Here is a 26752-nt window from a genome sequence, read left to right as displayed (position 1 = left end):
CGGATACCACCAAATGCGTTGGCATTATATTTTTTCAATTTTTGTTACTTTCCATTTGTCTCCAGCATAGATTGCTCTTGCGTTTACTCGACAATCATCTGTAATACTGTGTTTTTCTAAAAGATATTTTGGAACATAATAATCTCCGATAAAAGCAAAGTCTGGAATTGGTTTATTATTGATTATCAATTTTCCATTTTCGTCAAATGCGGAATCTTCAAGTTCATCATCTACGTCAAATTCGTAATCTGGGTAATTACCATTTTTAAATTTTACTTCCAACAATCCTTTAATGTCTTTTCGTAAGTTTGGATTTACTTCTTCTGTTGGCTCAATAGATAACATTTTCACTCGTAATTTCCTGTCCTTACCTGTTTTTGTAGCAAATGAAAGTTTGATAAAATCGCCTTCGCTTGGTCTAAGGTTAGTTTCTGTATATTTGACAATTCCTTGTAACTTAGAAGAAATCACAAAGTGAAATAATTGTTTTTGTTCGTTCACTCCGTCAACAAGAGCAATTTGAGTTTGGAATTTTGATATAACAGAACTTTTGTCAATTTTCTGTATTTGTCGCAATTCCGTTCTGCTTTCGTCTTTTACTTTTTTTGTGTAAATCTTTGCTCTTATAAAATCTCCAATTTGTAATTCACTTTTGATTTGAGGGAAAAAGACTTCTTTGTTATCTGTTGTAATTGCGTGAATGATGCTTTTTTCTCTGTTGATGTAATCAACAATAGCAAAAGTATCTTCTAAAATTTCCCAATGTTTTTTTCTGTTTTCCCTGCAGTGAGTGGAATATACTTGTATTCTGTAATGACATTTTTTCCAATCCAGGAAAATCTATTTTCAACTTCTTTTTTTATTTCTTGCTTGTGAAGTTTGAACTTGAAAATCTGTCCTAACTCTGATTGTTTTAATACTTCAAAACGATTTTTCCTGATTGCAAACTCAATTGTTTTACCGTCTGTAAAAGTCAAACGGTCTTTTCCTTTATCGTCTTTCCATTTATCTGTTAAAACAACTTCTGTCCAATTAAAATCAGCATAAGCAAAGTTTTCAGCAAAGGGAATGTATTTTTTGTAAAGTTCCTGATTGTCTTTTAAATTTAATTTAACTGAATTCACTTTTTGTTGTAATTCATCAAAAAGTGAAGATAATTTCCAACCCTTTATTTCTCTATGTTTCTTATATGCATCAAGTTCAATAAACGCATTTTCAAATAGATTTTCGTCAATTAAGGTCTTTGCTAAATTCAAATGAATGTCGCCTAAGAAATCTTCGTTTTTTTCTAAAATTAATGCTTTAGACAGCATTCCGATTTTTAATGGATTATCGGTAACAATACATTCTGAAAACTCTTGCCAAACGTAATGTTTGTCAGCAAGTTCCAAAACAAGTTGCTTATATATTTTAATTGCCAATTCTAATTCATTGTTTTTAATGTGCAACAATGCTTTTTCTCTCAACAACCATTCATCATCGGGGAATAACTTGATTGCTTTTTCATAAGGCTGAATAAGCCAAGATAAACTCTGTTCAGATGTTTGAGTTTTCAGAACTTCAAAAGCCTTTTTAATTGCTTTTATTGCTAATGGTTTGTATGTGTGTTCTTCTTTTTTTGTTTCTTTCCAATCGTCAGTTCTTAAATTTTCTGGATTCCACTTTTTGAAAAAACTTAGAAAACGCCATTCGTCATTTTCTTTCATAAACCTTTCAGCAAGATTTAAAATTTCAGAATGCCATTTTGATTGTCCGTGTTTGGAATAGTTGTTATTGTATTGCTCAAACAAATTCCATAATTCGGAAAGTTTATTTTCCTTGTGAGCATTGAAAATATTCCAAAAAATAGTTTCTCTGAAAAAGTCTAAAACGATTTCTTTGCTTAGGTCAATTTTACTTAAAAATTCTTCAATATTTATTTCGGTGTTTGAATTTACAAACTCTCTGCAAATGCGTGAAATAAGCGAAGGAATATCTTTCCCGTCTTTATATCCATCGTGCAAATCTTCGTAACGAAGATTGACAGGATTCCACAATAGTAAAAAGTTGTAAAATTTAAAGTCGTTGTGCGATTTTGAATAGTTTAGAGCAAAATTTAAAATCATAGAATGAAGCATTGACGGTCTTTCATTCTTTAAGTTCATATAATCTCTCAAAAATGTCCGCACTTCAACTGATGAGAGATTGCTTTCTTCGACTTTGATATATCTATAAATTACCCAACCATAAGATTCGTGATGTAATTCCGTAAGCCGATTTTGAGAAATAAGGTTTTTGAAAAATGCTAACGCTTCTTTATTGTTTCCGCTTTTGCTTAGGTCTTCTGCTTTTTGTACTTCCGAATAATTGATGTCAATTTTTGGACGAAGAAAGTTTTTTTGATTTTCAATTATTTCATCTTCATAACCCTGAAAATCTATCGTGTTTAGTTCTTTAAAGCAAACACTTGCTTGATTTAAGTTTTTATCTGCTATGTAATACTTACACAAATCTATGAGCACCCAAGCAAATGCTTTTTGAATCCATTCATCTGAACTATCTTCTAAATATAGCTTTCTTGAAATATTTAGAGCGTTGTTTAATTTATGCAGTTTTTCAATTCCTGATAAATCCTTTGCTTCATTTCGTAGTTCAAATACCGTTTTAGAGTCCATAAACTATTGGCTTTATTTGTTCTAAAAGGGATTCTGATGATTTTTCTAAAACTTCAATTTTTGAAAAAATCCTTTTGTGTGATTTTTTTCACTTGTACCATACCAAACTCTTAATGTCAAACTTTCTTTCTCGCAAGTTGCACGAAAAACATCTTGATTATTATGGCTTTGCATTAATTTCAGCGTAATGTTTTCATTCTTACATTTTTCAAACCAAGCAGTATAAATCTCTTGCCGAAAATCTTTCGGTAATTCTGGTTTATCATCTAATATTGAAATGACGCTTTGTTTTTGCTCAAAACAATCTTCAATACACGTTTTTACAATAATTTCATCTGCGCCATTAAGATTTTCAATGCGAATATTACCAACAGCAAAATTATCCTTTGAACCTTTGTTGTCAATATTTAAAATCAATTGTTTATTATCGCTTTGAGGAATAGAGTAAAATGCTTTTGTAAGATATTCTGAAAACTTTTTTGTGCTTTCGAGCAAATATCCGTTTTGTTCCAGACACTTTGAAATTTCACAAATTGCACCAATAACATTAATGTTTTCAAGAGATTGCACTTTGTTCTTAAATCGTGATTCAACTTCATAGTCTCCAAAGACTAGAAGTTGTTTTGTTTTCAAGGAAACTCCATTTGTTGAATTATCCTCAAAAACGCAATTCATAAAAGGATTTATTCTTTTAGGCGATGTGATATTGACAATTTTTCCTGCTGTAACACCACTATACAACCAACGGAAGTAACTATCATTTGTAATTCCGTCATTTTCTTTTCTATGTCCTTTTATAATAATTTCATTGTAGCTAGAACCGATTGCTTTATGTACAGTAATTGCCCAACCATATTTTACAAATACTGCATTTATAAATGGGTCAGAATCCTTGATTTGGAAAAACAGTTTTTTTTTATATTTTTTATAATAACCTGAAAGCAAATTTCTTACAGCTCTACTTGTTTCAACTTTTTCTTTCTTTTCTTTTGGCAGATTGTAGTTTTTGACTAGTGTTTCAATAACATCTTTTACTTCATTTGAAAGGTCAGTATATTGTTTGTCCTCTAATAATTGTCTATACTCTTGGCTATCTTCAAATTTTTGTTTGCGTTTTTCATCATTAATTTTTGCATTTACAAAAACTCTAAAAGCAATTTGTTCTTCTTTAGTTAAATCTTCTTCGCTATTAAAATAATTGTCTAAAATCCAGATGTCAGTTTCAGGCGAACCTAATAAACTCAAACATTTGACTGTAATTCTTGTAAACGATAAAATTATCGGATTTTGTGATTGACGAATTTTAATGGATTCTTGTTGCGTTTCTTTAAGCTTAAGCACAGTAAAAAACATTCCATTTACAATTCGTCTTGGAATTTGGAACCCGCTTTCATCGGGAATAGAAACATTGTTGTTAACAATTAGTAAATCACCTATTGCCAAATTTTCACCATTTTTCAGACATTGTTTTTTAATCCACTTGTTGGTTTTCAAACAATCTTTTTTTGAATAGAATAAAACAGCATTTTCTGGGTCGTTTGAAAATGGCTGATTAAACCATGAATGCAGATTTTGAATTCTTTCTTTATCGTCTTGTAAATCAATTAAAGTGACTTTGTCAAAACTATAATTCAAGTTATTAAAAATTGTATTTTCAATGCTGTTTGCCAAATCAGTCCGCAATTTTTCTCTTCCCTCTGAATAGTCGTTGCCTATTGGTTTGCGATAATGTTTAATTTTTTCTTTGTCGTATAATTCAGACAAAGTTTCCAAGTTTAATGCGGAATCTTCATCTTTACCAAATGTCAAAGAACAGGGGTCACCAATAAATACAATTTTACGGTTGCTATTTGGGTTGAGAAATTCGATAATATCTTCTAATAATCGACCAGTACCAAAACGCAATAATTCAGATTGACTTAAGCTACGGCTCACTAAATGTGCTTCGGTAATAATTATTAATGCTTTTTCGTCAATATCTTTGCTTGATTTCAAGGGAATAACTTCCAACAATTCTTCTTCCAATTCTTCCTTTTCTGGATTTTCATTTTTTCTTCAATATCTGAACCGCCATAAATAATGCTGTAAATTCCTTCTGTTTCTATATTGCTGCGTCTTTGTATTTTCTTACTAATTCGTGCAGAGTGCGACCATTTTTCAATTTGTGGTATGCTGTGATTTACTGCTTCTGTAGTTATGAATCGCAACCAGGAATCTCTATCATCTGCGTTCATCGATTCTAAAACGAGAATTCCACCGTTTTCTTCCTTGAGAAAATGAACAATACTTTTCTCAACATCATTGTCAATTTCAGTTATCTGTTTTTCAATGATTTGTTCAGGTATAGGAATTTCAATGTTTTTAATCCATTTTTCGGCAGGGAAAATGCTTTTGAAAATTTTTGCATTTTCTTCTTTATAAGAATTTTCACTTGCAAAGTCATAAAGGAAATTACCTAAATCTGATTCTTGAATAAGTTTGTAATATGGTAGATTACGTGGAACATCATTTTGAATTTCAATTGGTCCAGAAAAGATATTTGCAATACAAACTCTTGCGGGGTTTATCCCGTCAAAATATTTGTTTTTCTCAATCATTTCTCTAAAGGCATTGCGATAAGAAACCAATTGTCTAAATGGATTGATAAAATTCGCCCCTGCTTTTATTTCTAATCTACTTCTGTCCTTTGGACTTTCATTATGCCACTTTGATGAATGGAATTCATTTTCATTTGGTGGTAATTTGATTATTCCTTTATAATCCTTGAAATCAACCAGTATTAGTCCATTGTTATAATATAAAATGGCATCAGCACGAAAACGAGAATATGATTCATTGAATGGATTTCCAATCAATAAGCCATTATAACCAAACTTGTCAAAAGTTGCTTCAATTATATTAACAACTCTACGAAACTGTTCATTTTCGTGGGTATGTACCGTTCTGTTATTTAATATTTCAAGCATTGTCAAAGTCTAGTTGTTGTCGTGTGCGTTGGGGCAAAAGCAAATGTGCTGCATTGCGTTGGCTTTGAGTGTGAGGATGCAGCTCTTTTGATTTTGCTGAAGCGTTGGCATTTCGTCTTTCATTTTTCTGTTCGTTTATTGTCGGTCGTGTCGTCTTTTAGAACATGTTTTGAAATTTAAAAAGAGGGAATCTGTCCATAGATTTGAATTACGACAAACAAAGATATGGTCACTCAATTTAACGAGCTCACAGATTCCCAGTGGAAAGTTATATCGCCGCTGTTAGATATGCAAAGGAAACGTAAAAATTCATTACGAAAAGTATTAGACGGGATATTTTATGTGCTACGCACGGTCTGTCAGTGGCGCAATTTGCCGACCGGAAGCTACCCGCCCTGGCAAAGCATCTATTACTACTTTTACCGGTGGACTGTAATCTTCCCCTAGCTAGCTACATTCAAAACTAAAGAATCCCAGTGGAAATTACTATTGTTATTATCCTGTTGTAATGTGGGAAACTCGGAGAGTTTTCCATATTTCAACAGGAACTCCACTGGAGTGAGGTGACCAAGGGACGAATGTGGTCGCACGTTATTATACATCCATGCCCAAGCCTGGGCATACTTCCTGATTTCAGCCAAACTATCAAACATGTAACTGTCCAGTACATCCTGGCGAAAGGTTCTGTTAAAGCGCTCGACCAGACTGTTTTGGGTGGGCTTTCCTGGCTGGATATATTCCCACTCAATCCCCTGGCCCTGACACCACTGGCTTAAAATGCCAGCCACAAACTCGGGCCCATTGTCAGATCGGATCTTTTCAGGCTTGCCTCTCCACTCGATTAACTGTTCCAGCTCGCGTATGACCCTTTGGGCCGGGAGTCCGGTATCTACAGCAATGGAAAGAGCTTCCCGGTTAAAATCGTCAATCACGTTAAGTGTACGGATGGTCTTACCATTAGCCAGTGTATCATGCATGAAGTCCAGACTCCAGGTAATATTGGGACCAATGGGACACACTAAAGGCATCTTAACACGAGCGGGAAGCCGCTTCTTTCTTTTGCTACGCAGATTCAGTCGCATAGCTGTATAGATGCGGTATACCCGCTTATGGTTCCACATATACTGTAACTTCCTCAGACGGTGAAACATCATCCAAAATCCCCAGGTCTTGTGAAGGTCAGCCAGTAAGGATAGCTGCTCGATCACCTCAGAGTCGTCTTTCCTCTTTGCTTTAAATAATATACTGATGTGCTGATCATGAACAGCATACAGGCCTGCCGAAGGCTCATCCGATAAGTTTCTCTGGCGTATCCAACAAGCTCCCGCTTTTCGGCAGGCCCTAGAGCTTTTTTTCGATCACATCCTTTAAAACCGTTATTTGAAGCGCCTGTTCGGCTACGATCTTTTTATACTGACCCAATTCCTTCTCCATCTCCTTCATCTGCTTAAGCTGGGACAGATCCATTCCAGAGTATTTGCTTTTCCAATTGTAATACGTTCCCTGACTGATGCCATGTTCACGGCAGATATCTGATACGCTCCTTCCGGACTCCTGCAAGGACAGGATCTTAATGATTTGTGCTTCTGTGAAAGTTGATTTTTTCATTACCCTAAATTTATAAAACTACTACATTTATTTCCGTAGCTGTTTTTAGGGAAGATTACACCCAGTTCTTTCTTTCTCGTTCCAGTCCGATGATGGCTCCAAACAAAGCAGCTAACGACAACCGAATTACTATTTCGCTCCATTCAATCATTTTACGAGGTTTATTTCATAGCACACAACGTTTTCGGGCTTTGCGTTCGGGCGGGTTTCGGAGCACAAGGTTTATGTTTATTACTAAAGTTTATTAGAAGCACAAAACTCCAAGTTTGCACGTCAGCCCGCCTGACGCAAAACCCGTGTTAGCGGTTCGGCATTTTTATTTTGTTAAGTGTTTTGTCATTTTATAGTTTGTCATACTTACATTCTTTACTTGGACAGTTTGTTCTCTCAAAACGTTGAAGTCATTTTTTTCAAAAAACGGTCTTGCAGTTATACTTACGTCAGAAGTTAAAGTCGTTTGTTTTAGTCGTTTTGCTTCAGTTTCAATTTCGTCAAGTAGTCGCTGTGCAATTCCCTGTCGTTGGTGGTCTTTGTGAACGTAAAAAAGGTCAATATAATTTCCGCTATCAAGTGTCGCAAAGCCAACAATTTTGTCTGCGTGTTGAGCGACTAAGACAAATTGTTTTGTAAGAATGTCGTCCCAACGTTGTTTGTTGTGAACACCCGATATCCACGCTAAAATTTGGTCACTGTCGTAGTCAGTTTTGCAAATTGCCGTTATGGTATCCACAAACAGTTTTTGCATTTCTTTCAAGTCGTCAAGTTGTCCTTTTCTATTTACAAAATCGTTTGTCATTTCTGTTAATTTTCGGGTCGTCCGCTGCTGACCGCTAACGTTTCGGGTATTGCCGAAGGCGGGGATTTTTAGCACTAAAGTTCAATCGAAGAACGAAAGTTGAACCCTGCACAAATGTCCAATCGAAGCCGTTCAGCCCCGCTTTTGGCAATACCTTGTTAGCGGTTCGTTCTTTTCTTTCGCTACTCAATGTCGTCATTTTATTTTTCTAAGCTTAGTAAATTTTTCGCTTTTGTTAAGTCAATTTCGTTGTCAGGTGAAATGTCTAAAAAATATTTTGTCTGCCAAAGCTGTGTTTTCTGTGCTTGTTTGTTTACGGTCAAGTCCCACGTTGGATAAACTCTAATTCCACGTTTTCCGTCTCTCGTTTTGTCGGATAAAATTTTGTTCTCATACAAAACTGTTTTTGGAAATATAAAAAGTCCCAAATTCTCGTTTTGTCGTGTCATAATTATATAAAATTCAAATTTGTCCGAAATATCAAAAGGTTCAGTTATTCCCTTTTTGTTACGTTTCCATATAGTTACAAATTGTCCAATTTTGGTCGGTGTAATTTTTGCTTTCCGAAATTTTACATTTTGTCCGTCAAGTTGAAAGTCGTGTGCACAATATTCTTGACTTTCTGCTTCGGCTTTTATGTTTGATACTTCAAGTCCGCACATTTTGAAAACAAAATTGTCTATAAGTTCAAGTTCGGAATATGTTTTTTGGGAATTTGTCAAATTATTGTCTGCTATGTTAATTCTTAAATTTCGCTGTTTGTTATTGCAGTGTCGTTTTACAATGACCGCTAACGTTTTGCGGCTTGGCGTAGTGGCGGATTTTTAGCACAAAAGTTCAATCGAAGAACTGCACTTGAACCTACCACAAATCTGTCATACGAAGCCCTGAACCCGCCATTACGCCAAACCGCTGTTACCGGCTGGTGTTCTGTCGTCCGTCTTTGCAAACCATTGTCAGTATTGACTTTCTGTGTCATTGTCGTGTCGGCTGTGCGTGGCGTTTTTTATTTTTTTTGAAGGGTCGGGAATTTTATTTAAAACAATTTTGTCCTGCGTTGGCTTTGCAAGCTCTTTGACAAAGCTTTGGTCTGTGCATTGGCTTGTGCGGCTTTGGCAATGTGCTTGCAAATAGCGTTGGCATTTCATCATGTTATATTGGAGGAAGTCCCAATTCCTTTAAAAATTTATTATGTGTCTCTCTTGCTTTGGCTATGTCCTTGTCCAAGTCAACGAGTTTTTTGTTGACCTCTTTCAGGTCAATTATTTCTTCGTCCAACGATGTACTTACATACCGTGAAATATTCAGGTTGAATTCGTTCTTAATGATTTCGTCCATTGTCACTCTACGAGAGTAACGTATTTCTTCTTTTCTGTCTTTGTAGGTGTTAACAATCTTGTCAATGTGTTCAGGAAGCAAACTGTTTTGTCTTTTGCCTTTTTCAAAGTGGTCAACTGCATTGACAAACAAAACATCGTCAAACTTCTTACACTTTTTTAAAACCAAAATACAAACGGGAATGCCTGTTGAGAAAAACAGATTTGCAGGAAGTCCGATTACTGTGTCAATGTTGCCGTCCTCTAAAAGTTTTCTTCTGATTTTTTCTTCTGAACCGCTTCTGAACAAAACACCATGAGGTAAAATGATAGCCATTGTTCCCTCTTTACTTAAAAAGTGAAAACCGTGTAACAGAAAAGCAAAGTCAGCAGCTGACTTTGGTGCAAGTCCGTAACTTTTAAAACGGAAATCTTGTCCCATTTCTTCCGATGGTTCCCAACGGTAGCTAAAAGGCGGATTTGCTACTATGGCATCAAATTCTAATTTCTTTGAAGGATTTATTTCATTTAAAATCTCCCAATCGTTGACTAAAGTGTCACCGTGATGAATTACAAATTCTGTGTCCTTAACTCCATGCAAAAGCATGTTCATTCGTGCTAAGTTGTAGGTCGTGATATTTTTCTCTTGTCCGTATATTTTGCCGATTGTTCCTCCAGCATCGTTCATTTTCTTGCGGACGTTGAGCAACAATGAACCCGAACCACAGGCAAAGTCCAAAACTCGTTCAATCTTTTTCTTTTCGCCTTTGCTTGGGTCTTGGCTGTCAAGCGTTACAATAGCTGAAAGAATATCTGAAATACGTTGTGGAGTATAAAATTCACCTGCTTTTTGCCCTGAACCTGCAGCAAATTTGCCTATCAAAAATTCGTAGGCATCGCCTAAGTAGTCAACGTTTTTATCAAAGCTGTTGATGCCTTCCGCAATCTTTTGAATGATGTTGCATAACTTTTTATTTCGTTCTTCGTAGTTCTTACCAAGTTTATCAGAATCTAAATTGATTTCGGAAAACAAGCCCTGAAAGGTGCTTTCAAAAGATTCGTTTTCTATGTATTTAAACCCTTCCTGCAAGGTGCGAAGCAACTCTTTGCTTTGGGTTTTCGCCAATTCAGCAATGCTGTTCCATAAATGAGATGGCTCAATTACATAGTGAACTTTTCTCCGCATTTGCTTTTCAAACTCTGCAACATCGGCTTTGTTCTGTTCATACCACACAGCAAGCGGTGTCCGCTTGTCATTGTCCTTTAGTATTGGATAATCTTTCCCTAATTCCTTTTTGGCTGCTGCTTCGTAATTGTCGCTTAGGTAACGTAAGAACAAAAATGAAAGCATATAATCACGGAACTGGTCTGCGTTCATTGCTCCACGCAATTCGTCTGCGATTTTCCAAAGTGTATTGCCTAATTGTGTTTGATTATTTTCTGTCATGCTGTTGCTGCTGGAGTTGGTTCATTAAATATTTCTGGAAAATGGAATTCATATTTTGCAAGGAACCCATAAAAAATTCTTTTGAATAAGTCTTTGTTGTCGCCAATCATTTCTTGCGGGTCAAAAATGGAGTATTTGCCATGACTGAATAATTGCAAAGCTCTTTCAAAAAGAACTTCATCTTCTAAGCCATGAATACATTTATCAATTTTGTCATACCCGAAAAAACTTGCGGTTTTTTCAAGAATGCTCCGTAAAGCATTAAAATGATAAGTGAAGATTTTATCAGATTCTACAACTTTTTTCAGTTCACTGATTGTTGCGATGTGGTGAAAGAACGGTGTATCGCCTGTGTCTTGTAAAGCATAATCGTTTGGCTCTTTGTAGTGCAAGAAGTATCGTTTGTTTTTCACCTTTCTGCCAAATTCATTAAACAATACATTGAAAAACAAACTGTGATGCGTTGATATTACTGTTTTTATTTCGCTGCCCTCTGTAGTAAGAAGGTTGGCTAAATCACAAGCAATGGCAATGGCATTGTTTTCGTCTAATGATGATATTGGGTCGTCAATGTAAATGTATTTAACCCAATTGTATGAAGGGTCTTTGTCAATCACCAACTGACAAATTGCTAAGAAGAAGCACCAAATAAAAAGCGTTTCTTCACCTCTTGAAATTTTGATGTTCTCAATTGTTTGTTCCGCTCCGTCAACTATGATGCTTCTTGAAAATCTAACTGTGGCATTTTCATAGTCAATATTGAATTTCAAATCAACATAGTTCTGAAAAAAGGATTCAATCTTAGCATCTAACTCCAATTCCCGTAAACCATCAAAAAATGCTGAATCTGTGTTTAACTTTAAATATCGCTCTCTATCATTTACAAGGTCGTTATGCCACGAGAATAAATCTTCGGTAAAGGCATTAAAGTAAAGTGTATCCCGCTTAGTTACTTCTCTTTCTTCATTGTATTCTTTTCCTGCTTCTTTAAACTCCATGGAAAGGCGTGTTTTCCCTGTGCCATTATGAGCAAAGAAAAGCACCAACTCCTTAAGTGGTCTGTGGTCGCCTGTCAAATCCTTGCGGAAATGCGTAGCTATATCTGTCAGGTTTGTAAATTTTATTACTTCGCTCATTCTGTTACTTCATTTACATCAGGAAACAACCCCTGCAATAAGCCTTTTTTATGAAGTTGCAGTGCTTCCACTTTTTCAATCTGTGCTTTTATCAAATCATCAACTGATGAAAGTGTATCAGCAATTTTATCTTGTTCTTTTGTGTCTTCTGGTATAAGCAATGGACAATTCAAAACATCATCTTTTCGTAGATTGGTTTGCTTTACTCCATCATCAAATGCCAAGAAATATTGATTTCTGTTCAGCAGATAGTATAAAATCTTGCTGTTTATGTCGCGTGGTGTAATTCTGCATATACGCTGATTAACCGTGTAGCGGTTATCTTCTTCAACGAAAAAACATTTGGCAATGGCTTTGCCGTTGGGAATATCACTTAGCACCATTAAAACGTCACCTTTGGTTGCAGGTAAAAAAGCAGTATTGGCGAATTTCTTTACTTCTCCATCTTGTGAAATGAATTTTGAATTCACAACTATAAATTCGCCATCGTCTGCAATATCTTGTTCGTGGGCTTTTCCGTTTTCGTAATCTGCAACTTGCGTTAATGTGGTTTCTTTCCACTCTCCACTCTCCTCAAACTCCTTAAAACGAAACTTAGGCATGGTTTCACCTGCTTGCGGCAACAGGTTTTGCAGCAAGCCCTTTTTGTGGTCTTTCAGCACCTCCAGCTTTTGGCTCTCGGCTGTGATGACTTCATCTAATGAAGAAAGGCAAGCAGCGATTTTTTGTTGTTCAGTTGGTTTAGGAATCGGAACTGACAAATTTTGATAAGCCGAAATATAATATCGCTTGTGTTCCTTTGCTTCAAATCTGATTAGCGACATTAACTCAAAAAGGAATTTTAAATCATCCTTACCCTTCGGGCGTAGAATTTTTATAGCTGATGATTTTACCTTAAATGGAAAATCCACAAATTTTTTGTCAACTGTAAAGTCATCAAAAATGATTGCCGGAATATCATTGCATATGCCGAATGTTTCCTGTGTATATCCAAGAATAAAACTTTTGTTTGCTGTTAAAACTGGCGTTCCATCGGTAACATAGTTCGTGTCCTTGACAATATAATTATCAGGTCTTTCGTAATCTAAAAGATTACTTAGCTGTTCGGGATTCCAAACATCCTTAAACTCAGAAAAGCGAAGCTTCGGCACCAATTTATTTTCGTTGTTCTTACTCATACGCTTTCAGTCCTGATATTTCTCGCCCTTCGGCTTTCTTTTTTAAAATAGGTGTCAATTCGTCCATCAATGCCAATTCTCTTTTGGTGCGTTCTTTCCAACCTAAGTCCAAAGGGGCAAAGAGTTCACTTAGTTTGTCGGCATCAAAAATCATTCGGCTAATTATTGCATCTGTAAATTGCTGTAAAGCCGAAACCTCCAAGCCATTATTGTTTGCAATTTCCGCTAATCGTTTGGCTATTTTTTCTTCCTTAAAATTTTGATAACCGTCTTTTATTTCATGCTCGTTTAATGCCTTACCAACTTCCAATGTTTTGATGAACTCAATAATATCTTCCCGTTCTTCCATCAGGTTGGCACTGCTGCTCAACACACCAATGAGTTGGTCACGGGTCATTTTCTGCTTTTTCGGTGTGCCCTGTGTGTATTTGGCAATCAGGTTCATGATGTAATCATAATCCACCACCGAAGAAGCAAATAACACAAATTCAAAATCTAATTGCTGAATGTTTTCAGGTGCTTTGTCGCCTTCTTTTTGTTGAATTTCTTTGAGTTGCTTGGCAATTTCTAAATACGAACTGCGGAACGAACGCAATTGCTCTTCGGGCATCAGTTCATCAATCTTTGCTTTCTGCTCTTCGCTTAAATCGGTGTATTGATCAAGCTGTGTTTTCAGGCGTTGCACTTCTTTAAAGCGGTTGATAAACTCCACACGAGCCGCATCGCCTTTGATGTTGTAAACTTCTTGCGGTTCAGCTACCATGTTTTTGTCTTCCATCCATTTTTCCATTGCCTTCACTGCCACTTGGTATTTCTCAATCACTTTCGGAGCAGGGTCAACCAACCAAATTTCTTTGGCTCGTCCTGTATCTTCTCCGCTGAATAGGGCAATGGCTCTGTCAACTTCGGCTTGTTGTTGTCTGAAATCTAAAATGTTTCCGTAAGGTTTGGTATCATTTAAAATTCGGTTGGTTCGGCTGAAAGCCTGAATCAATCCGTGGAATTTCAAGTTTTTGTCCACATACAAAGTGTTCAGGTATTTGCTGTCAAAACCTGTAAGCAACATATCTACGACAATCACCAAATCAATTTTATTCTTGTGCGGATAGTCGGCATTGCTGAACTTCTGAAATTTGATGCGTTGCTGAACATCTTGGTAATACAAGTCAAATTCAGTGATTTTATGGTTTGAGCCATATTGTTTATTGTAATCGCTGATAATTGCTTCCAATGCTTTTTTCTTCTTTTCAGGTTCAACTTTGTTGTCGGCTTTTTCTTGTTGTAAATCTTCCTGTAATTGCTGCACATCTTTGTTTCCTTCGGCAGGTGGAGAGAATACACAAGCAATATTTAAAGAAATGAAGTTTTCATCTTCCTTGGCTTTGCTTGCCTGAATGTCTTTGAATAGTTCGTAATATTCAATAGCATCATTGATAGAAGCAGTTGCCAATAATGCGTTAAAGCGTTTGCTGTGTGTTGCAGCATCGTGTTTTTTTAGAATAGCATTTACAACCGCTTTTTTATGGTCAGTGCTTCCAACCGTTACATTTTTTTCAGGCTTGAAATAGTCAATATGAAAACGCAATACATTTCTATCTTCAATTGCATGAGTTATGGTGTAGTTGTGTAATGGATTTTGGAAAATGTCTTTGGTGGTTACATAGGAGCCAACTGTTCCGTCAATTTGCTTGTAGGTTGCATTGTCGTCAAAAATCGGTGTTCCTGTAAATCCAAATAACTGTGCTTTCGGGAAAAACTCCTTGATGGCTTTGTGGTTTTCGCCAAACTGTGAACGGTGGCACTCATCAAAAATGAAAACGATGCGTTTGTCACTTAACGGTTGTAAACGTTCTTTATAGTTGTTCTTGTTGTTCGGGTCTAATGCTAAACCCAATTTTTGAATGGTCGTAACAATTACTTTGTTAGCGTAATCTTCCGAAAGCATTCGTCTAACCAATGTTTCTGTATTGGTGTTTTCCTCCACGCAACCTTCCTGAAACTTGTTGAACTCCTCACGGGTTTGTCTATCCAAGTCTTTGCGGTCAACCACAAACAAACATTTTTCAATATTCGGATTGTCTTTGAGAAGGGTAGATGCTTTGAAGGATGTCAGCGTTTTTCCGCTTCCTGTTGTGTGCCAAATGTAGCCGTTGCCTTTGTGTTCCTGAATTGAATTTACAATTGCCCTAACTGCATAAATCTGATAAGGTCGCATGACCAACAACTTTTGTTCGCTTGCCACCAATACCATGTATTTGCTTATCATTTGGCTCAGTGTGCATTTGCTCAAAAACTTCTCTGAAAAGTCGTCTATGTGTGTGATTTTTTTATTGTCCTCACTTGCAAATTGATAAACAGGTAAAAATTGCTCGTCAGCATTAAAGCTGAAATGAGAAGAGTTGTTGTTAGCGAAATAATAGGTGTTACTGCGATTGGTGACAATAAAAAGCTGCATGAAACAAAGCAATGAGTTTGTGTAACCATTGCCAGGATCGCTTTTGTAGTCCACAATTTGCTGCATGGCTTTTCGTGGACTAACCTCAAGCGTTTTTAATTCTATTTGAACAACGGGAATTCCGTTAATCAATAAAATCACATCGTAACGGTGGTTGCTGTTTTCTGTGTTTATGCGAAGTTGATTGATAACTTCAAATTCGTTTTTGCACCAGTCTTTTATGTTTACCAACGTGTAATGCAAAGGCGTCCCATCTTCACGGCTAAAGGTGTTAATTTCACGTAATCGTTTAGAGGAAGCAAAAACGTCTGAATTGATTATCTCGTCACGCAGTCTTGCAAATTCAGAGTCGGTCAGGTTAACTCTGTTGAGTGCCTGAAATTTTTCACGGAAATTCTTCTCCAGCGAAGCCCTGTCCTTGATGTCCGACCTGTAACTGTATTTCAGGTCAGTCAGTTTGGCTATTAAACTATCTTCTATTTGTTGCTCTTTAATCATCTAAAATTTATATCGGTCAAAGTTACTTTTTTAATCACGGTAATCGGTCTCTGCGTTGGCAAAAAGTGGCTCTTTTGGCTATGCGAAGGGTCGGCTTGCGGGTGGGGCAAAGCCAAATGTGCCACTTGCGGGCTGGCTAAAATTGTTTTTAAAAAATGTGCGGTGGGAAAAAAATAAAAAACACAGGGTCGGCAAAGAGTGTCGGCTTACTCGTTGTCCGCTTGAAATATGGTCTGTATGTTGTCCAACTGTCAAAATGGTTTGTTCTTGTGTTAATGTTCAATTTTTAGTCGTCTGTTCAATGGTTGCAGTGTCGTTTTACACTTGCCGGTAACGTTTCGGGTATTGCCGAAGGCGGGGATTTTTAGCACTAAAGTTCAATCGAAGAACGAAAGTGGTCATGCAGATGGTGGATTATTTCTACAAAAGCAAGAAAGACCCCGCCGACCTGAACGACGAGGTGCTGAAAAAGGAACTGTCAAGCGGTATCAGCCGCATCCTCTCGTTCATCCGCAAACAGGAGGGTGATATGCTGGTGCCGATGTATTCGGCAATGGAGGAACTGATGGCCATCGCCAAGATGCAAAGCCCGCTTTTGAAGAACATCGGCAAAGGGCAGTCGGAGGCAACCATCATGGGCAGGGAAACCATCGGCTACCTGAAACTGGTGGACGGTACACTGAAAAAGATACTTGGCAACATGCGGGAAAGGGAAACATTGAAGTCCAGGTTCCGGCAGGTACTGGATTACTACATTACCCAAAGGGAAACCCTCGGCTGGCCTGTATCGGCGGCCAAAAAGGAGGAACTGGCTGGGCGTGCAAGGCAATCACTGGATAATCTGTAACGTATGTACATCAACATCACCAAGTCGGAAACGGGCGACAACAAGGGCAGCAGCGGTGCGCTGGTGCATTACCTCGAAAAGGAAAACCGGATGAAGCCCGAAAACGGGATGGAAAATAAGCCGGAGCGTTGGTTCAACGGGACGGCCAGCGACATCAAACCCCACGAAGTAAGGATGGGCATAGACCGCAACGTAGCCAAGCTGGGCAGGGACGACAGCAAGTTCTTCCTCATTAACGTCAGCCCCAGCCACAAGGAACTGGCGCACCTCGTGTCCAAATACGGCGAGGACGGGGCAAGGGAAAAGCTAAAGGAATTTGCCACGAGGGTAATGGACGAATATGCCCGTAACTTCAAACGCCCCGGCATCGACAGCCACAGCGATTTGCTTTGGTTCGGCAAGCTGGAAAACCACCGCTATTACGGCCACAACGACAGGGAGGTGAAAAGCGGGCAAAAGATATCAAGAAATTCAGTATGTACACTTACTTTGCTCATGACACAAATTTATAAAAAAGAACTTAATAATGAGCCGATATGAGCTAATAAGAACCGTTAAGGAGCCGATAACGAAATGTTTGTACGGAATCCTAACTTTTCTTTTAGTTTCTCCATATCGCTGCCAATCCGCGTGTCCAGCAGCTTGGCATAGTGCTGGGTGGTCTTGATGTTGGTATGCCCCAGCATCTTGGAAACCGTTTCGATAGGCACATTGTTGGCCAGTGTCACCGCGGTGGCGAATGTGTGCCGCGCCATGTGGAATGTCAGTTTTTTTGGTGATGCCGCACAGGTCGGCAATCTCTTTCAGGTAGCTGTTCATCTTTTGGTTGCTCAATACCGGAAGAACCAATCCCTTTGCTACGCATGAGGGATAGTCTGCATAGCGCCCGATGATTTCCAAGGCTTGCGGAAGCAGCGGGATGTTGGAGGAAGTTTCCGTTTTCTCCCGGCTGGTCAATACCCATAATCTACCGTCAATACCCTTGGCGATGTCCGTCTTTTGCAGTTTCCGTACATCGGCGTATGACAGCCCCGTATAGCAGCAGAACACGAAGATGTCGCGCACATGTGCCAGCCTTGTTATGGAAAATTCCTTTTGGGCTATCCTGTCCAGTTCATCGGGCGTGAGAAATTCCTTTTCCCTTGGCTTGGCTTTCGTTTTGTAAAACGCAAAGGGGTTTTCAGTAATCCATCGGTGTGCAAGACACTGGTTTATGATTTTACGCAGGTGTTTCATGTACTTGGCTGCCGACACCGCACTGCATCCCATATCAGAGCGGAGGAAAAACTCATAGCCTGTGATGAACGCATGGTCAATGCGCTGGATATCGATATCCACTTCATCGTAGCATTTCAATAGGTATGCGGTGAGATGGCCTATTGAGGTGTTGTAGCCTTTCAGCGTGTTGGGTTTAAAGCCTTTCCCAAGCAACGCTTCCATCTTCCGGTTGTGTTCGGTAAACGTTTCCATCAAATACCGCTGCTGCATGTCTTTGCCAAGGTATTTCAGTTTCAGCGTTTCGGCGGTGATTTCCGTACCGTCCTTTACGAGTTGCAGGTGGGCATTGGCCACGTTCCGTTCCAGCGTGTCGAGATAGGCATTCAGGTTACGGATTTCTTCTTTCGTTCCCTTGGCACGATTGGCCTTGGCGTTCCACCGCAAGGGGTCACACTCGCGGCCGATGGACACCTCCTTGGGTTCACCGGCCACGGTGATACGCATGTAAATCGGCTTAGGGCCGCACACATAGTTTTTTGGTTTCTTCAAGTAGAAGAGCAAGGAATAATTTGTACTCATGATAATACATCATTTATGGTGAACAAAATTAGCCTTGCAGCCTATGGTAGTCAAGATGTTCAACGGCTGAACACGTTGTTTTACAATTCGTTACAACGTTTCCAGTGAGTAAAGGTATGCGGGGAATCGACTCACTGAATTACTCACTTGTTTTATGCGAATAATTGAATGAATCAGGATGCTGTAAAAAACAAAAAGCCTGCAAACGTTTAATTTGCACGCTTTTGTATGTTTTGACTTCAAGATGTGTAGTCCATAGGGGAATCGAACCCCTGTTTCAAGAATGAAAATCTTGCGTCCTAACCCCTAGACGAATGGACCCTGTGGGAAGGTTGAGGAGGCATAAGCCCCAAAACCGGCTGCAAAAATAGTGTTAAGTTTTATTTCCGCAAGAGTATTTTTAAAATTTTATTCAGAAGGCCATATCCTTTGCCTATGCCGGCTACCTGCTCTGCCTGCTGAAGATATAAGCAGCATCCGTTATTGCAGGACGTAGGGCGTTTCGGCTGCCTTTATTTCTTCGGGGACTTTCGGTGCAGCGATTTGAACCGCGTCCTTTAGCCCCGATCCTGACACGTTATACACCCCCAGAAGAGGTCCGGCAAAGCCGCTTACCTTAATATCTTTGAGCCTGGCATTTTTGATATTGGCCAGGGTGATCCCCTTCCTGCAGGTGCCCGTCACATTCGCCAACACAAAGCCGTCCAGCGGCTTGCGGGGATGAATAGACGTCCCCTCTACCAGCACCGGCACATCCTCTACCTTGACATTAGAAAAACTGAAATTCCTGATCGTCGGGATGCCTTCGGCTCCCGGAACAGGCACCTGATCCTGCAGGCCGCTTCCAAGGATATTAAACCGCAGGAAGCCACCCTCCATTTTCCCGACCTTCAGGTTTTCGGCATCAATGTTCTCTATAAAAGCACCTCTCCCCGGCCGGCTCTTAATATAAATCGCGTGCGTCTTTGCATACGTAAAGTTGCAGCTCTCAATCTTCACGTCACGAATCCCGCCCGAGGTCTCACTTCCAATGCCGATGCAGGCAAAAATCGAGTCGGCAAAGGTACAGTCGCGGATCACGACATCTTCCGTGGTCTTCAGCAATGCATAGCCTTCCATGCCCCGACCAGACTTTAAGGATATGCAGTCATCTCCCGTTGAAATATCGCATCGCTCAATAATCACATGCTTGCAGGAATCAATGTCGATACCGTCACCATTCCCGCCGGTACTTCTGATCGTCAGGTTGCTGATATGAATATTGTCGCAATAGGTGGGATGTATGGACCACATCAGATGATAATCAGTCGAAAAACCGTCAAAGCGCAAATTAGTGCAACCGATGGGCTCGATCAAAGCGGGGCGACGAAGAGGCCGATCTGCGCTCGGCCTGCCACCCACACTGTGACTTCCTGAGATCTTGCCCGGGCCTGTTATGCTGATATTCTCACAATCCCTGGCATAGATCAGGGCAGTGTGACCCGGTATCCATTTCCCTTCCCACCTGACCTCGCTCACCGGATAGTCGTCCAGATCCGATGAGCCGACCAAATTGGCACCGCTCTCCAGATGCAACTCCACGTGCGAGCGTAAAGCGAGAGCACCGGTCAGGAAATTACCGACAGGCACCGTTACCACTCCTCCGCCAAGAACCGAACAGCGATCAATGGCACGCTGAACAGCGGCAGTATCCTTAGAGGAACCATCGCCCTTTGCTCCGAAATCGCGAATGTCCAGTCGGACGCCCCGCTTGCTTTCTCCCTGCCCTGCTTCCAGAGCCGTGTTTGATCTGACTTGCTTCCTCTCCTGTCCTGCCGGCCTGGTCCCGTTCCCGGCAGTTGTGGCTAGTGCCGAAACAGATGAAGCGAGCAGAGGAGCACAAAGCAATCCTTTTCCAGCCTTCTCCAGGAATTTTCTCCTTGAACTATATTTTGTCATGTTATATTGTAGTGTTGTATTGGCAGTTTGAGCAATCAGCAGTCAGCAATCAAACTTCAGCTTTCTGCTTTGAGCTTTGTGCTTTCCGCTTTAAACTTTGTGCTTTAAGCTTTCTGCTTTAGCCTCCCGCAGTCAGCTCAATCCAGACGGGGGCGTGATCGCTGGTCTTTTCCCATCCGCGCACTTCACGATTGACACCCGCTGCGAGCAGTCGTTTGTCGAGGTGGGGACTTAACAGGAAGTGGTCGATACGCAACCCGGCATCCCGCCCGTAAGCATTGCGAAAGTAATCCCAGAACGTATAAATCTTTTGATCGGGATAAAGTTTCCTGATGGCATCCGTCCAGCCCTGGGCAACGAGCGAATGAAAAGCCTCGCGCACTTCGGGACGAAAAAGGGCGTCGTCCACCCATCGTTCGGGCTTGTACACGTCCAGCTCGGTGGGCATTACATTGTAGTCACCAGTCAAAACCACAGGCTCGTCCAGCTGCAGCAGCTCGGCACTGTGTGCTTTCAGACGTTCAAACCAGCCCATTTTGTAGTCGAGCTTGGGTCCTGGAGCAGGATTTCCGTTGGGCAGATAGAGGCATCCTACCCTCAGTCCGGCAATTTTCGCTTCGATATAGCGACTTTGCGTATCCTCCTCGTCGCCGGGAAGCCCGCGCATTACTTCTTCAATCTCAAGACCCCGTGAGAGGATGGCAACTCCGTTCCAGCTTTTCTGTCCATGCCAGATGGCATTATAACCGGCGTCTGTGATGGCCTGCTCAGGAAACTTCTCCTGCGGCGCCTTCAGCTCTTGCAGACAAACAATATCAGGAGCGGCCTCATCAAGCCATCTCAATAGAACAGGCAGGCGTCCATTGACACCGTTTACGTTATATGTTGCAATCTTCATTTCTGTCTTTTCTTTTAACTAATCTCAGTCCGACCGGTCGCTGGAATACAACAGTTCAAAGCCACCTGCCGTCGGCTAAGCGTTTCTGAGCTGGAGGCTACGAATTTATTACAAATCATACGATCTTTTGATTCACCTTTTTATTTTCCCTGCCCATCTTGCTTTTCCAGCCTTAGCTAATTCAATTTGATGATCGTGGATCATGCCGGTCCTTTCAGCCCTCAATGCCATTTTACTTCATTCAACTCTCTCTTCTTCCTCCCGACGAGAGGCAATTTGCTAACAAAGCAAAGCATCATTCTGCTCAGAACAGTGCTGTTTATCGGTTCATTGTAATCGCTACTGCGAGGAGCAAAAGCAGGAGCCAGCGTTCAATTCTTCAGCATCACAGCACTGTCGTTCAGCTCAAAGGGGTGCTTCTGTAAGAGGCGGTACACCTCAGCTCCCGCCAGCAGCACCGGACCATAGCCGTGAGCGGCATAATTGCTGACCGGGCGATAGTAATAGAATGCGGGGTCAAAGCCCATGCCCGTGCCAACGCAGGTGCCTTCCACCTGGCCCTTTTCGTTCACCTTAGTAGCCACTGCATTCCATGCCAGGAGAACCATTGGGCCATATGCTTTGGCATCCAGCCAGCCTTTGTTGATGGCCCTGGCAATACAGTAGGCATAGATAGCAGTAGCAGAGGTTTCTAAATAGGAATCGTTCCTGTCTACCAGCTGGTGCCAGAATCCGTCTTTGTCCTGTCGTGAGGCGAGCCCCTGGGCATGCTGGCGGAGCATTGCAAGGATCTCCTTACGGCCTTCATGGCTGACAGGAAGAGCATCGAGCAGCTCAACTTTAGTCATCAGAGCCCAGCCGTTCGCCCTTGCCCAGTGGAACTGGGGATGAGGATCCATCCCTTCTACCCAGCCATGCATGTAAAGTCCTTTTTCTTTGTTAAACATACGTCCGGAAAACAGCCGGTATTGCTTCACTGCCTCGTCGAAGTATCTCTGCTGCCCGGAAAAGGCAGCCATCTGCGCCAGAGCAGGAAGGCTCATGTACAGATCGTCAAGCCACAGGGTATTGGGCAGGGGCCGGTTGCGGGCGAGCGTACCGTCGGTCAGCCTGTATTCCTTATTCATAATATAGTCGAGGTAGTTCTTTACAACCGGCTCTAACAGTTGCCTGGATGCACCCAAACGCATCGCCTTTATCATAGCAGCAGCCATTGAACCTGCATCATCAAGCGCATGAGGTTCGAGTACCGAACGTACAGGGGTTTCAGCTCCCTTGTGACTCTGCAGATAACTTTTGTAACTGTCTGTCACTTTCGCAATAAAATTAAGCCGGTCCAGGGTGTAACGAGTATACTTCTTATCACCCATCGCTTCTCCTGCTTCCAGCATTCCCGTATAGGTCACTCCCCATTCGTAGCTAATGAGCCGGAAATCGCCCTGTTTAAAAACCACATTCGGGTTCACCCGCTTTAAATCGTCAACTTCTTTCCCCGTGCTTTTGTCTTCAAGCTGCATAGGAGTCACCTGGTTCAGATATTGATACACACGCTCCACAACGGCAAGCACATCGCCGGGCTTAGTTTGACCATAAGGGATTGAATAATCGGGCTTCATCAAATGGAGGGGACTTGTTACATCGTTCCCTTTCCCACTGACATACTGGGCCAGGATTGAGCAGGGAAGACCCAAAATCAGCAACAGGCAAAATAAAAAGATGTCTTTCTTCATAGCGGTTCAGTTAACTGGTCAGTTCATCAAAAGCAGGCGGGTGTCTTTAGCGCTGCTATCAACTAACAAAGCAAATATGCTCTATCCACATAATGGCTGCAACCTTTACTATCATGGTCCCGCTTCGCACAATTCCATTTCATTACTCCGAGAACAACTCTCCTACCTCTTCGGGGGCGAGGGCGGCAGACGGATTGAAGGCACCGGAATTCATGTAGCTCACGATCGACTGATAAAACTGCTTTGCTTCCGGCTCCTGCCTGATCTTCTCAAGATCTGACATGCATACGAGTAATTTGCCAGGCCCGACTTTAAACTCAAATATCAGCCCCAGCTTATGATTGCGCTCCAGGTTGTCGATCACCTGTACAATAGGTCTATATCCAGCTGGTGCCCTGTCCAGGAACAGCGGACTGCTGGCTTTCACAATGGAAAACCACTGCCAGTTAGTGTGAGGGTCAGTAGGGAACGACTTGAACAAAGGATGCTGCGGATTCATTAACAGGCCGAGGGTTCCTGGCGAAACAGGCTTCTTGTTCGACTCACTGACGTTCTTGAACATCCCCCAGTTCCAGAACTCAGGAGGAAAGAGACCTCCAACACTCTTCCCTTTAACCAGAGCAGGAGCGGGCATCAGCAGCACCTTTTCGCCCTGCTGTAGCCTGAGACGGACGTCCTGATCGTACTTGCTCGTTACGACGATCTCTTTAATCCCCGCAATTTCATCTCGTGCAGGGTATACCCAAAGCGGATAAGTATTCTGATAGCCTGTATTTTTGGCAGAAAGGAGGACGGTGAGCTTTTCTGCTTCAGCAAAGGCGTCAAGGGGAAGCGTTATGTCGCCGACCGTGCTTAGTCCGCGGGGCACAGATGCAGGATGAAATTGACCTTGTTTTAATATCTTCCCCGACTGACTTCGGATCTCCCATTTGATTTCATCCTGCAGAGCTTCTCCAGAATAATTGGCTATCTGAAGCGTTGAGGTAAAGGTCTCTTTATTGGTCCAGCAATAGCGGGGAAATTTGAGCAGAAGGACCACGTCATTGCATGACATCAGCCAGTCCTGCCGGCTGATGACGTTTTTAGGTTCCATAAAAGCATCAAGTATGCCGACCAGGGCGGTCCCCTGGCCGGGGAAATCCTGCAGATCGAGCAATTGGAAGCCAGCGAAGCCTCTTGTCCTCAGTGCAGCTTCCATTTCTGCTTTATAACAAAGTGCAGCCCAGGCACCTGAAGCCTTCTGGAAATCTCCGTCCTGATCCAACATGCCGGCCTTTTGGAGGCGCTCCCGGAAAACTGCGAGATTACGGGCTTGTAACACCCCTTTATATTTTCTGATCTCATTGTAATCCGGGTAGATCTGGTATTGGCCAATCTCATGGCTGACTATAGGTATGCTTAGCTGAGACACCGGATAATCAAAATTCACTTCTGTACCGGGCCTTAATCTGTTTAGAATGCCTCCCTCTCGGGAATCAGCAAAAGCATGAGTGAGCCGTGTATGGGTCAGGATCGTATCGCCGTTGGAGGGAGTGCGCGCACCAACGAAAAAGTCGGACGATCTGGTCGGCGCGTAGTAGCCGATATTAACGTTGGAGCCCAGTGTATAAAGGGGCCTGGGGTCAAGCCTCTTCAATGCCAGAATATTCTTTTCAACCCGCTCATGGCCACCCCAGATCTCGTTTCCATGTGAAAACATGACGAAGGACGGATGATTAGCATACTGTTTAAGCATCTGAATTCCTTCCTTCCTGAGCATGCCGGCTACAGAGTCAGTGTTCAATCCACCCCAAAAAGGCAGCTCGGGCTGTAAATACATACCCACCTGGTCCGCAGCGGCAAAAGCAGCCTCGGGAGGACACCAGGAATGAAAACGATAGTGATTGATGCCATAGGACCGGGCAATCTTAAACACCCTCAGCCATCCTTCGACGGCCATAGGGGGATGGCCTGTCAGTGGAAACACGCAGGCATCATGCTTACCTCGCAGGAAGGTGACCTTCCCGTTAACGGCAAACTGTGTTCCCTGCGCCTTAAACTCTCTCATTCCGAATGGTACCGTTTTGGAGTCTTCAGCAGTCCCGGCCCGCAGAACGGCAGTAAGCTTGTAAAGCGGCCGTTGATGCTCGTCCCAAAGGTCTGCCGCCTGGCCCAAAGCATAGCTGAGGGTGATAACCGAATCGCAGGCGCGGGTGAGGCGCTGAGATTTCAGTCGCTGCTTTTTCCCGGCAACGCTTTTTTCCACCATGAGCTCAATTGTGGCTGTTCTCACGCGCAGGGGGTTGCTGACACGCATCTTCACGCTGATACTACGGGCGGAAACATTGGGATAAACCTGAAGATCAGTTATCCGGGTGCGTGCAGAGGCTTCAAGGTACAACTCGCCGATGATGCCATTCCAGTTGGTCTGCGTATCGTCCGAGTAAATATGTACGTTGCCGTATGGAGTGAGCTGCAGACGGTTATCGACACGTACGGTGATAAAATGCGTTCCGGGACTGAGGTATTGGGTCAAATCGAATTCCTGCGGCGTTTGCAGCAACATAGAGGCGCCCACCAGCTTTCCGTCTACCCATATCTTGCTTGGCTTGGTCCGTTCAAGGTGGAGTTCAATGTGCTTTCCCTTAAAGCCGGCCGGTATTACCACTTTCTTCCGATACCAGGCCACGCCCTCGTACTTATAAACGCGATTGAGGTGCATGGTGGTTGTATCCCTGTTCAGAAAGCCTTTCTTATTGAGGTCGGTTGTTCCGGGAAGCGTCACCTTGTCTGTCAGGCTTTGAAGGAACCATTTTTGTGCAATTCCAACATCCCCGGTATCAAGGGCAAATTGCCATTCGCCCTGAAGGTTGATCTTTTGACGGAGCGGCTTGACGGCCAGCCCCTCCTGAGCAAGGGATAATCTGGCAAAGGCACATAAAAACGACACGATCAAAAGACGTTTCATACACATCAGGCGTTAGTTGGGTCGTAGGAAAGACAGAATTCCTTAGTCTCTCAGCTTCTGGTCGATAATCGCTTGCAACACCTTGGGAATTACGAATTCTGTTCAGCAAGATATTACAGGACAGGAGAAATTGCAAGATAAAAACAAATTTCCCATCTTATGGATCAAAAGGAAAAGCTTAGTGAGCGGAAGCCGCAAAGATTATGCGGCTTACCAACGTGCTGAAACGACAAAAAAAGACAGCATTAGATTGATCTAAGCTGTCCGATTCAGGTAGCGGGGGCCAGACTCGAACTGACGACCTTCGGGTTATGAGCCCGACGAGCTACCAACTGCTCCACCCCGCACTGTTTTTTGTATAAGCCTTCGAAAGCAGCACTACTATCAGCTTTCAACAAAACGGGAAGACCATCAACCTTTCCCTCTGCTCCGCTATCTGAAAGATCCCGAACCATTTGTCAATACCTGAAATCTTCGTGCAAACGATTAGAGAATTTCCCAAATCCGCTGCTCGCCAGCGTTGCAAAGATAGACAAATGAT

The 26752-nt window shown here is 41.8% G+C and carries 18 protein-coding genes, 2 tRNA genes and 2 pseudogenes; 3 read left to right on the top strand and 19 right to left on the bottom strand.

The window, feature by feature from the left end:
• Positions 1–24 precede the first annotated feature (24 nt).
• Genes ACES2C_RS08190 through ACES2C_RS08175 form a run of 4 tightly spaced genes read right to left on the bottom strand, consistent with a single transcriptional unit; the run spans position 25 to position 5620 of the window.
• Positions 25–702, bottom strand: a complete 678-nt coding sequence (locus ACES2C_RS08190) for a hypothetical protein (protein ID WP_374166929.1) — start codon at positions 700–702, stop codon at positions 25–27.
• Positions 703–749: 47 nt separating this feature from the next.
• Complete coding sequence (locus tag ACES2C_RS08185; protein ID WP_374166480.1) at positions 750–2654, bottom strand: tetratricopeptide repeat protein; 1905 nt, start codon at positions 2652–2654, stop codon at positions 750–752.
• A gap of 45 nt (positions 2655–2699) precedes the next feature.
• Entirely contained in the window at positions 2700–4679 is a 1980-nt protein-coding gene (locus ACES2C_RS08180) for a hypothetical protein (RefSeq protein WP_374166479.1), read from the bottom strand.
• Positions 4646–5620, bottom strand: a complete 975-nt coding sequence (locus ACES2C_RS08175) for an NERD domain-containing protein (protein ID WP_374166478.1) — start codon at positions 5618–5620, stop codon at positions 4646–4648. Before ACES2C_RS08175 ends, ACES2C_RS08180 begins: the two co-directional genes overlap by 34 nt.
• A gap of 225 nt (positions 5621–5845) precedes the next feature.
• On the opposite strand from ACES2C_RS08175, the gene ACES2C_RS08170 reads away from it, so the two are divergent.
• Complete coding sequence (locus tag ACES2C_RS08170; protein WP_374166477.1) at positions 5846–6067, top strand: transposase; 222 nt, start codon at positions 5846–5848, stop codon at positions 6065–6067.
• Here the strand turns inward: ACES2C_RS08170 and ACES2C_RS08165 are convergent.
• The 7 genes and pseudogenes from ACES2C_RS08165 to ACES2C_RS08135 form a co-directional block, all read right to left on the bottom strand.
• Positions 6064–7228: pseudogene (locus ACES2C_RS08165) on the bottom strand (IS3 family transposase). The gene ACES2C_RS08170 and the pseudogene ACES2C_RS08165 overlap by 4 nt on opposite strands.
• A gap of 316 nt (positions 7229–7544) precedes the next feature.
• Positions 7545–8024, bottom strand: coding sequence for a GNAT family N-acetyltransferase (locus ACES2C_RS08160; RefSeq protein ID WP_374166476.1), 480 nt, complete (start codon positions 8022–8024; stop codon positions 7545–7547).
• 200 nt (positions 8025–8224) lie between these two features.
• Complete coding sequence (locus tag ACES2C_RS08155) at positions 8225–8746, bottom strand: MepB family protein (RefSeq protein ID WP_374166475.1); 522 nt, start codon at positions 8744–8746, stop codon at positions 8225–8227.
• 430 nt (positions 8747–9176) lie between these two features.
• Entirely contained in the window at positions 9177–10787 is a 1611-nt protein-coding gene (locus ACES2C_RS08150) for a type I restriction-modification system subunit M (protein ID WP_374166474.1), read from the bottom strand.
• Positions 10784–11923: an AAA family ATPase gene (locus tag ACES2C_RS08145; RefSeq protein WP_374166473.1), complete on the bottom strand. Its 1140-nt coding sequence runs from the start codon at positions 11921–11923 to the stop codon at positions 10784–10786. The genes ACES2C_RS08150 and ACES2C_RS08145 overlap by 4 nt, the downstream gene beginning before the upstream one ends.
• Positions 11920–13101: a restriction endonuclease subunit S gene (locus ACES2C_RS08140; RefSeq protein WP_374166472.1), complete on the bottom strand. Its 1182-nt coding sequence runs from the start codon at positions 13099–13101 to the stop codon at positions 11920–11922. Before ACES2C_RS08140 ends, ACES2C_RS08145 begins: the two co-directional genes overlap by 4 nt.
• Positions 13094–16054 carry a type I restriction endonuclease subunit R gene (locus tag ACES2C_RS08135; protein ID WP_374166471.1) on the bottom strand — a complete coding sequence of 987 codons (2961 nt, stop codon included), beginning with the start codon at positions 16052–16054 and terminating at the stop codon, positions 13094–13096. Before ACES2C_RS08135 ends, ACES2C_RS08140 begins: the two co-directional genes overlap by 8 nt.
• 394 nt (positions 16055–16448) lie before the next feature.
• Between ACES2C_RS08135 and ACES2C_RS08130 the strand changes: the two genes are divergently transcribed.
• Both ACES2C_RS08130 and ACES2C_RS08125 read left to right on the top strand, forming a co-directional pair.
• Complete coding sequence (locus ACES2C_RS08130; RefSeq protein ID WP_374166470.1) at positions 16449–16901, top strand: BfmA/BtgA family mobilization protein; 453 nt, start codon at positions 16449–16451, stop codon at positions 16899–16901.
• A 3-nt stretch (positions 16902–16904) separates the two neighbouring features.
• Complete coding sequence (locus ACES2C_RS08125; RefSeq protein ID WP_374166469.1) at positions 16905–17441, top strand: DUF5712 family protein; 537 nt, start codon at positions 16905–16907, stop codon at positions 17439–17441.
• A gap of 14 nt (positions 17442–17455) precedes the next feature.
• On the opposite strand, the gene ACES2C_RS08120 is transcribed toward ACES2C_RS08125, so the two are convergent.
• The 8 genes and pseudogenes from ACES2C_RS08120 to ACES2C_RS08085 all read right to left on the bottom strand — a co-directional run bounded on the left by ACES2C_RS08120 (position 17456) and on the right by ACES2C_RS08085 (position 26558).
• Positions 17456–17656 (bottom strand): tyrosine-type recombinase/integrase, encoded by a 201-nt coding sequence (locus tag ACES2C_RS08120; RefSeq protein WP_374166928.1) that lies wholly within the window; start codon positions 17654–17656, stop codon positions 17456–17458.
• Positions 17657–18119: 463 nt separating this feature from the next.
• Positions 18120–18623: pseudogene (locus tag ACES2C_RS08115) on the bottom strand (phage integrase SAM-like domain-containing protein); the annotation flags it as partial.
• A 324-nt stretch (positions 18624–18947) separates the two neighbouring features.
• Positions 18948–19019: transfer RNA gene (locus ACES2C_RS08110), tRNA-Glu, on the bottom strand.
• Between the two features lie 159 nt (positions 19020–19178).
• Positions 19179–20636 (bottom strand): glycoside hydrolase family 28 protein, encoded by a 1458-nt coding sequence (locus ACES2C_RS08105; RefSeq protein WP_374166468.1) that lies wholly within the window; start codon positions 20634–20636, stop codon positions 19179–19181.
• Between the two features lie 118 nt (positions 20637–20754).
• Positions 20755–21534 carry an exodeoxyribonuclease III gene (gene xth, locus ACES2C_RS08100; RefSeq protein WP_374166467.1) on the bottom strand — a complete coding sequence of 260 codons (780 nt, stop codon included), beginning with the start codon at positions 21532–21534 and terminating at the stop codon, positions 20755–20757.
• A 371-nt stretch (positions 21535–21905) separates the two neighbouring features.
• A complete protein-coding gene (locus ACES2C_RS08095; RefSeq protein WP_374166466.1) occupies positions 21906–23264 on the bottom strand; it encodes a glycoside hydrolase family 105 protein in 1359 nt (452 codons plus the stop codon).
• A 142-nt stretch (positions 23265–23406) separates the two neighbouring features.
• Positions 23407–26211 carry a glycoside hydrolase family 2 protein gene (locus ACES2C_RS08090; protein WP_374166465.1) on the bottom strand — a complete coding sequence of 935 codons (2805 nt, stop codon included), beginning with the start codon at positions 26209–26211 and terminating at the stop codon, positions 23407–23409.
• Between the two features lie 274 nt (positions 26212–26485).
• Positions 26486–26558 (bottom strand) — tRNA-Met (locus ACES2C_RS08085).
• Positions 26559–26752 lie beyond the last annotated feature (194 nt).

It is taken from the genome of Arcticibacter sp. MXS-1, assembly GCF_041902385.1.
Classification (GTDB): Bacteria; Bacteroidota; Bacteroidia; order Sphingobacteriales; family Sphingobacteriaceae; genus Arcticibacter.
Note: the sequence above shows the minus strand (reverse complement) of the source record. Positions and strands in the feature narration are given on the sequence as shown.

Excerpts from the sequence above, each read along its gene's own strand:
- ACES2C_RS08185 (WP_374166480.1), bottom strand. The coding sequence starts at position 2,654 with ATGGACTCTAAAACGGTATTTGAACTACGAAATGAAGCAAAGGATTTA.
- ACES2C_RS08175 (WP_374166478.1), bottom strand. The coding sequence starts at position 5,620 with ATGCTTGAAATATTAAATAACAGAACGGTACATACCCACGAAAATGAA.
- ACES2C_RS08170 (WP_374166477.1), top strand. The coding sequence starts at position 5,846 with ATGGTCACTCAATTTAACGAGCTCACAGATTCCCAGTGGAAAGTTATA.
- ACES2C_RS08160 (WP_374166476.1), bottom strand. The coding sequence starts at position 8,024 with ATGACAAACGATTTTGTAAATAGAAAAGGACAACTTGACGACTTGAAA.
- ACES2C_RS08150 (WP_374166474.1), bottom strand. The coding sequence starts at position 10,787 with ATGACAGAAAATAATCAAACACAATTAGGCAATACACTTTGGAAAATC.
- ACES2C_RS08145 (WP_374166473.1), bottom strand. The coding sequence starts at position 11,923 with ATGAGCGAAGTAATAAAATTTACAAACCTGACAGATATAGCTACGCAT.
- ACES2C_RS08140 (WP_374166472.1), bottom strand. The coding sequence starts at position 13,101 with ATGAGTAAGAACAACGAAAATAAATTGGTGCCGAAGCTTCGCTTTTCT.
- ACES2C_RS08135 (WP_374166471.1), bottom strand. The coding sequence starts at position 16,054 with ATGATTAAAGAGCAACAAATAGAAGATAGTTTAATAGCCAAACTGACT.
- ACES2C_RS08125 (WP_374166469.1), top strand. The coding sequence starts at position 16,905 with ATGTACATCAACATCACCAAGTCGGAAACGGGCGACAACAAGGGCAGC.
- ACES2C_RS08120 (WP_374166928.1), bottom strand. The coding sequence starts at position 17,656 with ATGGCGCGGCACACATTCGCCACCGCGGTGACACTGGCCAACAATGTG.
- ACES2C_RS08105 (WP_374166468.1), bottom strand. The coding sequence starts at position 20,636 with ATGACAAAATATAGTTCAAGGAGAAAATTCCTGGAGAAGGCTGGAAAA.
- xth (WP_374166467.1), bottom strand. The coding sequence starts at position 21,534 with ATGAAGATTGCAACATATAACGTAAACGGTGTCAATGGACGCCTGCCT.
- ACES2C_RS08095 (WP_374166466.1), bottom strand. The coding sequence starts at position 23,264 with ATGAAGAAAGACATCTTTTTATTTTGCCTGTTGCTGATTTTGGGTCTT.
- ACES2C_RS08090 (WP_374166465.1), bottom strand. The coding sequence starts at position 26,211 with ATGAAACGTCTTTTGATCGTGTCGTTTTTATGTGCCTTTGCCAGATTA.